Below are 14,845 nucleotides of genomic sequence, written 5' to 3' on the forward strand. Positions count from 1 at the left end.
GCGGCATGCACGGCGCCGGAGGGGCAGGGAGCGGGGCGAACCTGTTCGCCCTGCGCAGCCACAACGCCGCGCTGGTGCTGGACCTGCTGCGGACGGCCGGGCCCGACGGCATCAGCCGGCTGGAACTCGCGGAGCGGACCGGCCTCACCCCACAGGCGGTCAGCAAGATCACGGCCCGGCTGCGGGAGGACGGGCTCGCGGCGGAGGCGGGGCGCCGCGCGTCGACCGGTGGCAAGCCGCGCACGGTGCTGCGGCTGGTGCCCGAGGCGGGGCACGCGGTGGGGGTCCACCTGGACCGGGACGAGGTCCGGGCCGTGCTCGTGGATCTGCGCGGGACGGTGGTGGGGGAGCGGCGGGCCGCGCTGGACCTGGGGGCGGGTGCGGAGGCGGTGCTGACGGCGGTGACGGAGACCGTGCGGGCGACGGTGGCGGAAGCCTTGCGGGTCACGGGGGCGAGGGGGGCCCGGGCGGCGGGGCCGGACGCTGACCGGGTGACGGGGCCGGAAGCTGTCCGGGCGTCGGGGGCGGGGGCCGCCCCGGCATCGGGGGCGGAGGCTGTCCGTGCGACGGAGGCTGGGGTCGTCCGGGCGGTGGGGGCTGGGGCCGTCCCGGTGACGGGGGCAGGGGCTGTCCCGGCGGAGGGGGCGGAGGCTGTCCCGGTGACGGGGGCGGAGGCTGTCCGTGCGAGGGAGACGAGGGCCGTCCCGGCAACGGGGGCGGAGGCTGTCCGGGCGGCGGGGGCTGGGGCCGTCCCGGCGACGGGGCCGGAGGCTGTCCGGGCCGCCGGGCCCGAGGCTCTCCGTATGGCCGGGCCGGAGGCTGTCCGCGCGGCGGTGGCCGAGGCGTTGCCCGCCGGGCCGCCGCCCCTCGCCCGGGCCGGTTCCCTGCTCGGAGTGGGAGTGGCGCTGCCCGGGCCGCTCGACCACGTCCGGGGTGTGCTGCACCGGGTGACCGGTTTCCCCGAGTGGGACGGGTTCCCGCTGCGGGAGGCGCTGGCGGAGCGGCTCGGCGTGCCGGTCGTGGTCGACAAGGACACCAACGCGGCGGCGGTCGGCCTGGCGGCCGGGGGCGAGGGCGGCTCCTTCGCGTATCTGCACCTCGGTACGGGGCTGGGTGCCGGTCTGGTGATCGGCGGGAGCGTGCACCGGGGAGCCCGGACCGGGGCCGGGGAGTTCGGCCACCAGGTGATCCAGCTGGACGGCCCGCCGTGCACCTGCGGCGACCGCGGCTGCGTGGAGGCGCTGTGTCTCGGTGCGGTGGCGCGCGGCGACGTCGAGGAGGCGGCGCGGGTGCTGGGAGCGGGCGCGGCGAACCTGGTCGGGTTGCTCGACATCGACGTCGTCCTGCTGGGCGGCCGGACGGTGGCCGCGACGCCGGAGGCGTTCGTGCGAGGAGTCGGGGCGGTACTGGGGGCGCGGGCCCGGCGGACTGGGGAGGACGCCGTGCCGGTGCGGGTCGCGCCGGGCGGGGGACGGGGCGTCGCGGTGGGGGCGGCGCAGCTGGTGCTGGGGCCGGTGTTCGGGCGGGGGGACGGCTGAGGGGCCGGAGCCGAACACTGGCTGGGCCCTCTCTGACCGGCTGGACCCACTCGCGTGCGAAGGCACTCGGGCGCCGCTGAGGATCCTCTCGGCCCCTCGGGGTGTCCGCCGGCCGGGCGGATCCGCGCCGCCGTTCGGGGGTGTTCCCGGCGGTGTCGGCTCGCTTTCGGCTCCATCCGGCAATGTCACATCTCCATGCGACCCTGCACGCCCGTCCACCTCTGCCTCGCGGCGGCAGCCGCCGTTCTGCTCGCCGGGGCTCATCCGGCGTACGCGGACGAGCCGGCGCCCGCCTGCGCCGCGCCCGACGACCACACCTTCCCGCTCACCACCCGCATCCACGGCGGGCCCGGCGCTTATGAGGCCGGGGGCGGGTTCGGGACCTGGTACGTCGAGCTGACCAACACGACCGACCGGCCGTGCACCGGAATCCACCCCGTCGTCGTGCTCGTCGACGACAAGCGGGCGCTGGAGCCGTCGCAGCCCCGGCTGGAGTTCTTCGAGGGGACGCGGGCCCACCCTGTGCGGTTCGAGAAGACGGATGAGGACGAGCTCGTCGGGGCGTTCGCCGACGACGAGGACCGCTTCGCCGGGTTCACCGTCGGGCCGGGCAAGACCGTCTCCGTGAAGGTGCGGCTCGCGGTCACCTCGGACGCCGTACCGAACAAGGTCACCGCCAACGCCGCCGTGGTGCAGCGGCATGACGACGACGGCGACTGGGTCGGACAGTCGAACGACTACCGCTTCGGCATCGACGGTGGCGGGCCGATCGACGGCGGTGAGCCGGAGACCGACGGCGGTACCGACTCCCAGCCCGATCCCGACCCCGACCCCGATCCCGATCCCGACGCCTCCGTCCCGCCCCGCGAGGACCGCCTCCCGTTCGCCGAGGAACTCGCCCGTACGGGAACCGGCGGCCAGGTCGCCGCGGTCGCCGCGGCGATGCTGCTCGCCGGGAGCGGGGCGGCACTGCTCCTCGCGCGCCGGCGCCGCTGAGCCGCGGGGTCGCTGAGCCGCGGAGTCGCTGGTCTGCTGGGCTGCGAGGAGCCGTCCGCCTGTCGGGACTCCGCACACGGGCCATTCCCCAAGATCCGGCCACTGTCTAGGCTGGGGAGCCCGGCCCCAAGGCGCACGCTGCACGCGTACGGCAGGAGATCCCGCACATGGCAGACCGCAAGCCCATCGAGTCGTGGCTCACCGACATGGACGGTGTACTCATCCACGAGGGCGTCCCGATCCCCGGCGCCGACGCCTTCCTCAAGAAGCTGCGCGAGTCCGGAAAGCCCTTCCTCGTCCTCACCAACAACTCGATGTACACCCCGCGCGACCTGCACGCCCGGCTGCGCCGCATGGGCCTGGACGTGCCGATCGAGAGCATCTGGACCTCGGCCCTGGCCACCGCCCAGTTCCTGGACGACCAGCGGCCGGGCGGGTCGGCGTACGTCATCGGCGAGGCCGGTCTGACCACCGCGCTGCACGACATCGGCTACATCCTGACCGACCACGAGCCGGACTACGTCGTCCTGGGCGAGACCCGCACGTACTCCTTCGAGGCCATGACGAAGGCGGTACGGCTCATCCTCGGCGGCGCCCGATTCATCTGCACCAACCCCGACGAGACGGGCCCGTCCACCGAGGGCCCGCTGCCCGCGACCGGCGCGGTGGCCGCGCTGATCACCCAGGCGACCGGCAAGAAGCCGTACTTCGCGGGCAAGCCGAACCCGCTGATGATGCGGACCGGGCTGAACGCCATCGGGGCGCACTCCGAGAGCAGCGCGATGATCGGCGACCGCATGGACACGGACGTGCTGGCGGGCATGGAGGCCGGGATGCAGACGTTCCTGGTGCTCACCGGCCTGACCCGGCCCGACCAGGTCGAGGGCTTCCCGTACCGGCCGTCGCAGGTCGTGGACTCCATCGCGGACCTCGTCGACCGGGTCTGAGCCCGGGAGGCGGCGGGCCGGAGCTCAAACCCGTCGCCACCCGTATGGAGCAGTCGCCGCGTCCCTGAGGATGCGGTGGCCCACCGTGCGGGGGAGGCTCCAGGCGTCTGGAGGTTCACGATGGGTTCCCTGAGAGTCACTGTCTGTACGAGCGTCCTGGTCGCGGCCGCCCTCACCCCGGCGGCGTACGCGGCGGACGCGGGGGGCGTCTCGGTGACCCCGGCGACCCCCGCGCCCGGCAGTGACGTCACGCTCCGCGTGACCGGCTGTGCGGAGAGAACGGCCGTCGCCCGCTCGGCGGCGTTCGTCGCGGACGCGCGGCTCACCGTCACCGACGGTGACCTCGTCGGCGAGAGCCGCGTCCGCTCCACGCTCGACGCGGGGACGTACGCCGTGCAGGTCCGCTGCGGGGACGCCGAACGGACCGGCACGTTCACCGTCCGGAAGGGTGAGGGGCGGCGGCGGTCGGCGTCCGGGACGGACGGGTCTTCGTCGTCCGTGCCCGTCTTCGGCGGGACGGGCGGCCAGCCCCCCGCACCCGGTACCGGCGGCCAGCCCCCCGCACCCGGTACCGGCGGCCAGCCGCCCGCACCCGGTACCGGCGGACAGCCGCCCGCACCCGGTACCGGCGGACAGTCGCCCGCACCCGGGACCGTCGGTCAGCCGCCCGTGCCCGAGGGCGGTGGGCAGTCGTCCGTGCCCGGTGAAGACGGGGACGCGGACCGGGACGGTGACGGGCAGCAGTCCACGCCCGGGGGAGACGAGCAGCGGTCCGCCCCCCGGCGACCGGGTGCGCACCCCTCGCCCGTGGCCCCGGTACGGGCGGGCGGTGGTGGCGCGGCGGACCTCGTCGCCGCCGAGGACCGCGGGGCCGGCCCCGGCACGGCGCAGGGGGTGACCGGCCTGGTGCTCGCGGGCGTGGCCGCCGTGGTCGTCGCACTGGGCGGTGTCCGCCGCGGCCGTGGAACGGACTGACCATGTCCGAACAGGACCGAGAACAGGAACGAATCAAGGGCCGCTCCTCCGGCACCGGCCGTCTGCTGGCCGGCGTGACCTGGGTGGCGCTGCTGCTCGGACTGTGGCTGTGGGGCCGCGAGGTGACCGACGTACGGCACGGCATCTCCGCCCCCACCACGGGCGACATGGCGGCGGCCGGCCGGCCCCCGGACGTGAAACTGCCGCCCGAGCACCGCCCGTTGGGCGACGCGCTGCCCCAGCGCGTCGACATCCCCGGGCTCGGGGTGCAGGCGCCCGTGGTGGCACGAGGACTGGACGCGCGCGGCGCGCTCGATCCGCCCCCGTACGACCAGCCGGGCGTGGTCGGCTGGTACGCGGGCGGCGTGGCACCCGGGGCGCCGGGCACCGCGCTGATGGTCGGTCACGTCGACACCGAAACCCGGCCCGCCGTCTTCTACAAGGTCAGCGCCATGCGGCCGGGCCAGAAGATCCGGGTGATCCGGGCCGACGCCAAGGTCGCGGAGTTCACCGTCGAATCCGTCCAGGTCCTCACCCGCGACCACTTCGACGCCCACCAGGCCTACGGACCCCGCGAGTCGGGCCGTGCCGAACTGCGGCTGGTCACCTGCGGCGGCAGCTTCGACCGTACGACCCGCAGCTACACGGCGAACGTGGTGGTGTCGGCGTACCTGACGGGGACGGGCCTCTAGGGCCTGTTGCGAAAGTGGCCTCGTCGCCCGGAGGGCGGCCGCGCGGCGTCCGGTGCGTGCTCTGGGGGTCCCCCCGGCCGAAGGCTGGGGGAGTGCCGCCCGGAAGCCCTCGTACTGGGCGTACTCGGGCTTTCGGGCGGTGCGGCGAGTGGGGGCACCTCCCACGCCCTCAAGGCAGTGGGGGAGCGTGCCGGGCGTCGCGCGGCAGAGGGCACTTTCGCAACAGGCCCAAGCGGCCTCCGGCGTCCACCCAACCCGGTCGACGACCCGCTCCCCCTGAAGTCGCCGACCGGGCTGGTCCTCGACCGCGCGCACGGGCTGCGGGAGTAACCCGGCGAGCCGCGCGGGAGGGCGCGGGAGCCACGGTGGGTGAAACTCTGGCCGGAGGCCGGGCCCTGCTGAGAAGACTCTAGAACCAACGGACCGCCCGGGCCTAGAGGTTGAATAACGTCAAGTCCCGGCTCGGTGGCTCTGCGTCACGGGCGCGGGTGGGCTGTGCTCCCACGGGAGCTGCGCGACGTATGTCAGGATTGAGACTTGGAACAGTGTGCCCAAGGGGGAGTTGGATGTACGGCAGCAGGGGGGTAGGGGCAGCCGCCGGAAGGCGGGTGTCCGCAGCGGTGCTGGGGGCGGCACTGCTGATCGCGGGTTGTTCCTCCGGTGACGGAGGGGACGGGGCGAACGGGGCGGACGGGGGCGCCGGGATCACCCAACAGCCGAAGGAAAAGGCCCCGTTCTGGGTCAATCCCGACGGCACGGCGGCTCGGCAGGTCGCCGCCCTGGAGAAGTCCGGCAAGAAGCAGGATGCCGAGCACCTCCGCAAGATCGCCGAGCAGCCGGTCGCCGAGTGGATCGGCCCGGACAATCCGCGGGAGCAGACCAAGGGGTTCACCGAGGCCGCCGACAAGGCCGGCCGTACGGCACTGCTCGTCCTCTACAACATCCCGCACCGCGACTGCGGCCAGTACTCGCAGGGCGGTGCCGCCGACGGCAACGCCTACCGCGAGTGGCTCGACGGCGTGGCGGCGGGCATCGGCGACCGCTCCGCCACGGTCATCCTCGAACCGGACGCGCTGCTGCACCTGGTGGACGGCTGCACCCCGGAGCAGTTCCACGAGGAGCGCTACGACCTCCTCAAGGGTGCCGTCGGCAAGCTCAAGTCCCTGAAGAACACGAAGGTCTACCTGGACGCGGGCAACGCCGGCTGGAAGAACCCCGACCAGATCTTCGAGCCGCTGAAGTGGGCCGGCATCGACCAGGCCGACGGCTTCTCCGTCAACGTCTCCAACTTCTACTCCACCGAGGACTCCATCGCCTACGGCAAGCAGCTCTCCGCCAAGGTGGGCGGCAAGCACTTCGTCGTCGACACCAGCCGCAATGGCAAGGGCCCCTACACCCAGGGCAACCCGGACGAGCGCTGGTGCAACCCGCCCGGCCGGGCCCTCGGCGAGACGCCGACGACGAAGACGGCGGACCCGCTGGTCGACGCGTACCTGTGGGTCAAGCGCCCGGGCGAGTCGGACGGCGAGTGCAAGGGCGGGCCGAAGGCGGGCCAGTGGTGGGCGGACTACGCCCTGAAGCTGGCCAAGGCCACCTCCTAGCGCCGGCGGGCGGAGCACGAGCGCAGGCAGCACACGAAAGGGGCGCCCCCCCCCGCACCGGAGGGCGCCCCCATCAGCCGATCACTACGGCACCCTGACCCACTGCGCCTTGCTCGGCGTGCCCCGGTCGTCCGTCACGAACAGCATGTACCAGCCCGCCTGGACCAGGTTCCGGTTCTTCGGCACGGTCACCGTCAGCTTGTCGCCGGACGCCTTGAAGTCCAGGGCGATCGACCGCTGGTCGACGTCCGTGACGTGCGTGGAGGCGCTCGGGCGGATCAGCCGGACCTTCTTGACCTTGGCCGCGTCCGACGAGGTGAACGTGCCCGTCCCGCCGCGCTCGATGGTCTGCGGCCCGCCCGACAGCGAGGGCTGGTCCCCGTCGCCGTAGAGGTACGGCGGCGTGTAGATCTCGATGCGCTGCTCGAACTCGCCCGGCTTGGTGTTGGCCTTGTCGGCGTACAGCGAGTCGGAGCCGAAGAACATCACGCGGCCGTCGGGCAGCAGGATCGACCCGGAGTGGTAGTTGCGGCCCACCAGCGGGTCGGCGACCCGCCGGAGCTCGTTCTTCTCCGTGTCGTAGAGCCGTGCCTGAAGGATGTTGGAGTCGCTGCGCCCGCGGTAGTCCTCCGAACCGCCCGATATCAGCACGCTGTCGTCGGGCAGGACCGAGGCCTGCGGGTAGCGCGTTCCCTTCTCCAGGGACGGGCCGTCCACGAAGCGCGGGTTGTCGGCCTTCAGGTCGACGATCCGGGTCTTCTCGCTGGACTCCTTGGACTCGCCGACGCCACCGCCGCCGATCACCATGTACTTCTCGTCCTGCGCGGGCGGCAGCAGTACCGTGCCCGAGGTCTCCATCAGCTTGGAGTCGCTCAGGCCGGGGATCTTCGTGAACTTGTTGGTCTCCACGTCCCACACGCCCGGGTCACGGCCCACGTTGTCCGGCCCGTAGCCCGCGTTGGAACCCGAGTAGAAGACCTTGCCGTTCTGCATGAGGAACAGCGCCGGGTAGGTCGGGAACTGCCGGATCTTGTCCGTGTAGCTCCACTTCTTGGTCTTCGGGTCGAAGACCTCGTTCTTGCCGGGGACGAGCTGGCCGATGTCGTCGAGGCCGGAGACGCTGAGGATCTTCCCGTCGCTCAGGGTGGTGAGCGTCGGGTACCAGCGGGCCTCCTTCATCGGGTCGACCTTGATGTACTTCTCGGCCACGGGATCGAACTCGAAGGCGTCCCGGATCCCCTGGAAGTCCTTCTTGTCGAGGGCGAGTTTCTGCGCGATGCCGTACGTGTTCTTGGCGTCGGCGCCCTTCAGGCCGTGCACGCGGTAGTTGTCCTGCGTGCCCGTCTCGTGCTTCCGGCCCCGCTTCTGGGCCTCGACGTAGATCCGGCCGAGGCCCGGGTCGTTGCGCAGGAACTTGCCGGTCGCCTTGTCGAAGACCTTCTTCGCGCGCGGCACGAGCACCGGGTCCTTCGAGACGAAGGTCTTGCCGTTCTGCTTGCCGGTGAACTTGGTGCCCGCGGGCAGCGTGATCGGCTTGTCCGGGTTCTCGTTGTGGACGATCATCAGGCCGCCGGCCTTGGTGACGTCACCCTTGAGCTTCTCGTACCGCTTGGTGCCGCCCGCGATGAGCAGGTTGCCGTTGGCGAGCTGGGTGTGGCCCGTGCAGAACAGGTCGCTGGGCGTGGGGACCTTCTTGATGGTGCCCTTGACCGGGTCCCAGATCCGCGTGTCGAACTTCTTCGCGTCGAAGTTGTCCTGGTTGTTGCCCGACCCCGCGACGAGCAGCACCTTGCCGGTGCGCAGCAGCGCCGCGTGGATCGTGTTCTGCCGGTACTCCTCGGGAAACTCGATGATCTCCCACTTGCCGTTCGCGGCCTTGTACTCCGGCTTGTTGATTGTGTACTGGTGGTATTTCTCGGTCCCGAAGCGGTAGAGCCACGGCCCGTTCATCCCGGCCAGCGCGAGTACCACCGCCGTGCCTATCGCGAGTCGACGGGCCCGGCGGCGGCCTGCACGGTCGTTCATTCCTTACGTCCCCCAAGTCCACCAAGGGCGATCTGCATGGTCTGGTCGGTCCCCCCGACCTCCCCGTTTCCGCCAGGGGTGGCGGCCCAACCGGGCTTGTGCTGCGGGGCGTGCGCCGCCGACGGCTGCTGCGGGATGGGCAGCGGCTGCGTCCGGTGCGGCCCCGCAGGGTCCTGCGGCTGCTCCGCGGCGGGAGCGGCGGGCTTCTTCGCGTCCTGCCGCAGCTGCCAGCGCCAGGCGAAGACCGGCGAGGCGGTGATCAGCAGCGCGAACGTCGCCCAGATGATCATCGCGGGGTGCGAGTGGCCGAAGACGAAGCCGGCCGCGATCGACGCACCGAAGATCGCGACGAAGTACCAGTGGTAGCGGAACGTCCCGAACCAGCGGTCCGGGCTCGCGGAATCACCCTTGGGCGTGACCACGAACTTGCTCTTGCGCCGCAGCACCGAGTCGATCAGCGCCTTCGCGTACAGCGGCGCCGACAGCGCGGACATCACCATGCCGGCCACACCGCCGGAGCCCTCCGGCTCGTGCGGCGAGACGTTGTGCCGGCGGTTCCAGACGTACAGGCCGATCTGCAGGGCGGAGGCGTTGCCGTAGAGCATCAGCCAGACCGCCGGGTCGATGTTCACACCCGAGGCGCCCAGGCCCAGGAACAGGCAGCAGCTCAACGCCGCCAGGATCCAGTTCAGGGCCGACATCGGGTAGAAGATGATCATCATCGTGTAGTTGAAGAGCTTGCTCGGCGGCAGCGAGTACCAGCCCTTCCAGTACTGCTTGAGGATCGTCTCGTACGTCCCTCGCGACCAGCGCATCTGCTGGGTGAAGAAGTCCGTCCAGGCGCTGGGGCCCTCACCGACCGCGAGCACGTCCGGCGTGTAGACCGAGCGCCACTTGCGGCCCGTCGCCGGGTTCTTGTGGCGGTGCATCTCGAAGCCGGTAGCCATGTCCTCGGTGATCGAGTCGTACAGACCGCCGATCTGCTTCAGCGCCTTGATGCGCACGGCGTTGGAGGTGCCGACGAACATGGGGGAGCCGTAGCGGTTGCCCGCGCGCTGGATCAGCGCGTGGAACAGGAACTGCTGCGACTCGGCGGCCTTGGTGATGGGGTTGTCGTAGTTGCCGTAGACCTGCGGGCCGATGACGAAGCCGACGTCCGGGTCGCGGAAGAAGCCGAGCATCCGCTCCAGGTAGTTGGGCAGCGGCACGTGGTCGGTGTCGACCGAGGCGAAGAAGTCGTAGTCGTCGCCGTGCGCTTCGAGCCAGGCGTTGTAGTTGCCGTGCTTGGTCTTGGCGCGGTGCGGGCCCTTGGCCTGGTTCCACTTGGCGACGCCCTTGCGGGAGAAGTGGTGCACGCCGAGTCGCTCGCAGACCGCCTTCACCTCGGGGTCGTCGCCCTCGTCGAGCAGCCACACGTGCATCAGGCCCCGGTGGCGGATCCTGACGGCCGCCTCCAGGGTCTTCGTCACCATCTCCAGCGGTTCCTTGCCGGGCACGAAGGAGGTGAGGAAGGCCACTCTGGTGCCGGTCTCGGGCACCACCGGGATCGGGTCGCGGGCGACCAGCGTGGCGTGCGCGTTCGACACCACGTTCATGCAGCGGAAGAACTCGATCAGACCGATCGAGACCAGCATGACGATGTCGAGCGCGGGCAGCCAGTCGAAGGCCGGGTAGTCGCGCTCGGTCCAGTGCTCGGGCTGGAGCAGCCACACCAGCAGCACCACGGACAGCACCGGGGCCGCCGCCAGCATCAGGGCGACTCTTATGCGGTGCGGTTCCTGCGAGATCAGCGACCGGTACTGCACCTTGTACGGCTTGGTCGGATCAGGCTGGGTGAGGGGACCCGCGAGCCGGCTGTAGTGCTCGTAGTCGTATCTCGGCAGCGTCTTCTTGATCCGCCGGAACGTCCCCGTGGTGCTCATCCGATGCGCCGGAACCCTGAGCTGGGTGGTCTCGGACGGGTCGTGGTCCTGCTGCCGGGCGCCCGTCGGCCTCGACGTCATGAGTCATTCCCCCCACACGCGGACACCGCGTGTTTCGTCGCTTCCTTCCGTCTGCGGCAGGTCCCCCTCGACCTTCACAGACGTATCAGTGGTGGGTCGCTGTCACCACGTCATCCACACCCTATAGACACGGCAACGCGACCTTCCGGTTGCATGATGCCCCCCTCGGCATCGCTTCAGGAACCGGGGCCCCTACCCCCGCCCAGCGCGCAACCGGCTCCGAATCCCCCCAACTGCCGCGAAACCGCAGCATCTTGAAAAACCAGAAAACCAGGGTTCTACGGCGCTCATCATGATCGCAAGGTGCGAAACGCGGCGTTTACCGGTCATACGCGTTGATTGTGGTGGGTGTGGGGAGCCTGTGGAGCGGTTGTGGACAGGCGGGCGCGGATGTTCCCGAAGTGCTCTCTTATGGCCTCCTCCGCCCGCATCGAGTCGCCGGACCGGACCGCGTCGAGGATCTCCCGGTGCTGCCGGCAGGTCACCTTCGGGTCCTGCGGCTCGCCCCCGAGGTCGGTGCGGACCCGGTGGAAGGCGTCCCAGAACGCCTCCAGGACCTCGCTCAGCAGCACGTTGTCCAGCCCCCGGTAGAGGGTGGCGTGGAAGGCCCGGTCGGTCTCGGCGAGACCGGCTCCGCGCGCGGCCTGCTCTTCCATACGGCCGACGAGCCCGTCCAGTTCAACGAGGTCCGCATCCGGTATCCGCCCCGCGAGCCGGGAGACCAGCCCGGTCTCCACCGCCTCCCGCAGTTCCAGCAGCTGGAGCAGGGAGTCCTCGCCCCGGTAGTGCCCGGCGACCGTGCGGAAGGCGAGGCCCTCGATCATCGGGGCCAGGGACATCGGGCCGACGTAGGTGCCGAAGCCGTGCCGGATCTCCACGATGCCCATGGCCTGGAGCGCCTTCAGCGCCTCCCGCACCGAGTTCCGGCTCGCGCCGAGGTACTCCATCAGCTCGGGCTCGGTCGGCAGCGGGGCCCCGGAGGCCAGCCGGCGGTCGATGATGAGCTTCTTGATCCGCTCCTGGAGATCACGCGCTGCCATGGCGAGAGGGTATCCGGCCAATCGCACGGTGGGCCGGGTTCCGGCCAGAGTGCACGAGGACTGTGGGCAGGCATGCGGAAGGCCCCCCGCTCTCGCGAGGGGCCTTCGCCGTCTGTGCGCCGCCAGGGACTCGAACCCCGGACCCGCTGATTAAGAGTCAGCTGCTCTAACCAACTGAGCTAGCGGCGCGCGCTGACGACGTAACTCTACAGGACGCCGGGAGGTGCTCCGGACCACGCGGCACGACCCCCGGAAGGGTCCCGTACGGCGCCGCGTACATCGTTCGGACCGTCAGCATGCGCGTGCGGAAGACAGTTGAGAAACTGACGACGCGCCCCCGGACGGGTACAGGCGCGGCTTTTTCCGCCGGAAGTGTGAGGGGAATCGCATGAGGTCTCCGGTATTCGAGGAATTCGACCCCGCGAGCGACTGCGACTGCCCCGGATGCGTCCACTGGCGCCGCGCCCTGCCGCATTCCTGGGCCGGCCGCGCCACCGCCCATCCGGCCGCACACCGTGCCCTCGCCCTGGCCGCCGCGGCCTCGGCGGCGCTCGGCACGGGCCACGCCGTACCGGCCGCGGCCGCCCCGCACGCACCATCCCATCGCACCGGCGTTTCCGCAGGTGAAGAGCCCGACACCCCCCAGGGTGGCACGGCCCCGCTGTACGGCACCGGCGGTCGTCCCGCGCAGCCGTCGGCCACCCTCGAGCTCACCGCCCTCACCCGTACGGAGATCATCAACCGGGCCAATGCCTGGGTCGCCGCGAAGGTGCCGTACAGAATGAACGAATACTGGTCCGACGGCTACCGCCAGGACTGTTCGGGCTATGTCTCGATGGCCTGGAAGCTGCCCGGAAACGAATGGACGGGCAGCCTCGTCCAATATGCGGAGCGGATCTCCAAGGAGGAACTCCAGCCGGGCGACATTCTGCTGTTCCACAATGCGGCCGCCCCGGAGAGCGGCTCGCACGTCGTGATTTTCGGCGGCTGGACGGACTCCACGCGCACCCGTTACACCGCCTACGAGCAGACCCGCCCGCACACCCGCCGGCAGTCCACCCCGTACGCCTACTGGGCCGACTCGGACCAGTACGTCCCCTACCGGTACAAGGGCGTCACCCCCCAGGAGCCGGGGAAGGAACCGGGGACCGTGCCGGGCAAGGAACCGGCCGGCGGGACGTCGGGCGCACCGGCCGCCACGCCCTACCCGGGAGCGGCGTATTTCGGCCCCGGCGCGAACAACAAGTACGTCACGCTGCTCGGCCGGATGCTCGTCGCGCGCGGGGCCGGCGGCTCCTACGCCTCGGGCCCGAGCCCGCGCTGGACGGACGCGGACCGGCGGGCGACCCGGGCCTTCCAGCTGGCCCAGGGCTGGACGGGCGCCGACGCGGACGGCCTGCCCGGCCCGCGGACCTGGGAGCTGCTGGTCACCGGCGAGGGCAAGGACGTGAAGTCCGGGACGCTCGGGCCGCCGCCCTCCTCCCACGGCGTCCCCGGCTACCCGGGGCGCGCGATGTTCCGGCCCGGCGCCAGCAACACGTACGTCACCCAGTTGGGGAGACAGCTGGTGCGCAAGGGATTCGGCGGGTTCTACCGGGTCGGGCCGGGACCGCGCTGGGGCGAGGCGGACCGGCGGGCCGTCGAGGCCTTCCAGCGCACCCAGGGCTGGCGGGGCGGCGCGGCGGACGGCTACCCGGGTCCCGAGACCTGGCGGCGGCTCTTCTCGTGAGGCCCGCCTCGGAGGGGCCCGGACCCCGGGCACCGGGGATCACCGTTGTGACGCATCTGGCGCGGAGGCTGGAGGCACCCATGAGTACGACCACTTCCCACACATCCGAGCCCGACGGGCCGGCCGACGGCCCGGCCAGACCCGCCCGGCTCATCCGCAACGAGGCCACCACCGAGATCCCCGTCCACCTGCTGTTCCGCGACGACCCCGACCCGGCCCCGGTACCGCTGACGCCGGCGGTCGTCGCCCGCCGGCAGGGCACGGGGGAGCAGCCGCGCCTCGGACGCCAGGCGGCCGCGGCACCGCGCCCGGCGCCGCAGGTCGACCCCGACCTGACGGAGCGGCCCGCGCGGGTGCTGCCCGGGGCGGCGGGTGTGCTGGCCGGGGTGTGCGGGGCGGCCGGGTGCGCGGCCACCTCCTGGTGGGCCGGGCTGCTGCCGCCGCTGGTGCTGGAGGCGCTGCGACTGCCCGTGCACACCGGGGCCGGGATCGGGCCCGCGCAGTGGGCGGCGTACGCGGGGGCCGGGGCGCTCGGGCTGTTCGGGTTCGGCGGGCTGGCCCGGGGCCGGACCGGGCGGGCCTGGGTGCTGGATCTGTTCGGCCGCTACCGGGGGACCGTCCGGCGCTCGGGTCTGCTGTGGGTCAACCCGCTGCTGCTGCGCCGCCGGGTGGACGTACGGCTGCGGCACTGGCGCAGCGAGCCGGTGCCGGCCGCCGACGCGAGCGGGGTCGCGCTGCGGGTGGTCGTCCTGGTGGTGTGGCGGGTGCGGGACACCGCGCGGGCCACGCTGGGTGTCGAGGACCACGAGACGTATCTGCGCGAGTGCGTCGAGGCGGCGCTGGCCCGGGTGCCGGTGGAGATGCCCGGTGGGACCAAGGGCGCCACGGACGCGGCGGCCGAGGCGCTGACCGGGCTGGTGGCGGCCGACGCGGAGCCGGTCGGCCTGGAGGTGTTCTCGGTACAGCCGCTCCGGGTGGAGTACGCCCCCGAGGTCGCCGCGGCGATGCACCGCCGCCGCATCGCCGCGCTGGACGCCCAGCACCGGGCGAGCGTGCTCACCTCGGTCGTGGACTCGGTGGAGGACACGGTGACCCGGCTGACCATGCGAGGGTTGGTCGAACTCGACGATTACGAGCGGAAGGCGCTGGTGAAGGACCTGACGGTGGCGTTCTGCGCGGGCCGGGGAGAAACAGCTCCGTGATTGGTATGGACATGTTCAACTGACGTCCTTACTCTCAGACTTGGTCTAGACCTACCTGCACAGCTCACTGCACCTCCCCCACGTTCTCCAGGAGCGG

Annotated in this window: 11 protein-coding genes, 1 tRNA gene and 1 pseudogene; 9 read left to right on the forward strand and 4 right to left on the reverse strand. The window is 71.8% G+C overall.

Annotated features, from left to right (window positions below):
- Nucleotides 1–5: 5 nt before the first annotated feature.
- The 7 genes and pseudogenes from AC07F0_RS11815 to AC07F0_RS11845 form a co-directional block, all read left to right on the forward strand.
- Nucleotides 6–155, forward strand: a pseudogene (locus tag AC07F0_RS11815) (ROK family transcriptional regulator); the annotation flags it as partial.
- Nucleotides 156–425: 270 nt separating this feature from the next.
- Nucleotides 426–1,538 carry an ROK family protein gene (locus tag AC07F0_RS11820; protein WP_478978212.1) on the forward strand — a complete coding sequence of 371 codons (1,113 nt, stop codon included), beginning with the start codon at nucleotides 426–428 and terminating at the stop codon, nucleotides 1,536–1,538.
- Between the two features lie 195 nt (nucleotides 1,539–1,733).
- Nucleotides 1,734–2,534 carry an LPXTG cell wall anchor domain-containing protein gene (locus AC07F0_RS11825; protein ID WP_478977394.1) on the forward strand — a complete coding sequence of 267 codons (801 nt, stop codon included), beginning with the start codon at nucleotides 1,734–1,736 and terminating at the stop codon, nucleotides 2,532–2,534.
- Between the two features lie 167 nt (nucleotides 2,535–2,701).
- Nucleotides 2,702–3,481 carry an HAD-IIA family hydrolase gene (locus tag AC07F0_RS11830; RefSeq protein WP_020274149.1) on the forward strand — a complete coding sequence of 260 codons (780 nt, stop codon included), beginning with the start codon at nucleotides 2,702–2,704 and terminating at the stop codon, nucleotides 3,479–3,481.
- Between the two features lie 120 nt (nucleotides 3,482–3,601).
- On the forward strand, nucleotides 3,602–4,456 hold the full coding sequence (locus tag AC07F0_RS11835; RefSeq protein WP_478977397.1) for a hypothetical protein: 855 nt from the start codon (nucleotides 3,602–3,604) through the stop codon (nucleotides 4,454–4,456).
- A 2-nt stretch (nucleotides 4,457–4,458) separates the two neighbouring features.
- Nucleotides 4,459–5,148 (forward strand): class F sortase, encoded by a 690-nt coding sequence (locus AC07F0_RS11840; RefSeq protein WP_436729602.1) that lies wholly within the window; start codon nucleotides 4,459–4,461, stop codon nucleotides 5,146–5,148.
- A gap of 566 nt (nucleotides 5,149–5,714) precedes the next feature.
- Nucleotides 5,715–6,749 (forward strand): glycoside hydrolase family 6 protein, encoded by a 1,035-nt coding sequence (locus tag AC07F0_RS11845; protein WP_478977400.1) that lies wholly within the window; start codon nucleotides 5,715–5,717, stop codon nucleotides 6,747–6,749.
- Nucleotides 6,750–6,833: 84 nt separating this feature from the next.
- Here AC07F0_RS11845 and glxA read toward each other — a convergent pair whose 3' ends face one another.
- The 4 genes from glxA to AC07F0_RS11865 form a co-directional block, all read right to left on the reverse strand.
- A complete protein-coding gene (glxA, locus tag AC07F0_RS11850; protein ID WP_478977403.1) occupies nucleotides 6,834–8,774 on the reverse strand; it encodes a radical copper oxidase GlxA in 1,941 nt (646 codons plus the stop codon).
- Nucleotides 8,771–10,777: a glycosyltransferase family 2 protein gene (locus AC07F0_RS11855; protein ID WP_478977406.1), complete on the reverse strand. Its 2,007-nt coding sequence runs from the start codon at nucleotides 10,775–10,777 to the stop codon at nucleotides 8,771–8,773. The genes glxA and AC07F0_RS11855 overlap by 4 nt, the downstream gene beginning before the upstream one ends.
- Before the next feature lie 326 nt (nucleotides 10,778–11,103).
- Nucleotides 11,104–11,817: a FadR/GntR family transcriptional regulator gene (locus tag AC07F0_RS11860; protein WP_436729597.1), complete on the reverse strand. Its 714-nt coding sequence runs from the start codon at nucleotides 11,815–11,817 to the stop codon at nucleotides 11,104–11,106.
- Between the two features lie 115 nt (nucleotides 11,818–11,932).
- Nucleotides 11,933–12,006, reverse strand: a tRNA-Lys gene (locus AC07F0_RS11865).
- A gap of 199 nt (nucleotides 12,007–12,205) precedes the next feature.
- Between AC07F0_RS11865 and AC07F0_RS11870 the strand changes: the two genes are divergently transcribed.
- On the forward strand, nucleotides 12,206–13,546 hold the full coding sequence (locus tag AC07F0_RS11870) for a peptidoglycan-binding protein (protein ID WP_478977409.1): 1,341 nt from the start codon (nucleotides 12,206–12,208) through the stop codon (nucleotides 13,544–13,546).
- Nucleotides 13,547–13,626: 80 nt separating this feature from the next.
- Nucleotides 13,627–14,748 (forward strand): SPFH domain-containing protein, encoded by a 1,122-nt coding sequence (locus AC07F0_RS11875; RefSeq protein ID WP_478977412.1) that lies wholly within the window; start codon nucleotides 13,627–13,629, stop codon nucleotides 14,746–14,748.
- Nucleotides 14,749–14,845 lie beyond the last annotated feature (97 nt).

Source organism: Streptomyces sp. NPDC045955, assembly GCF_056430805.1.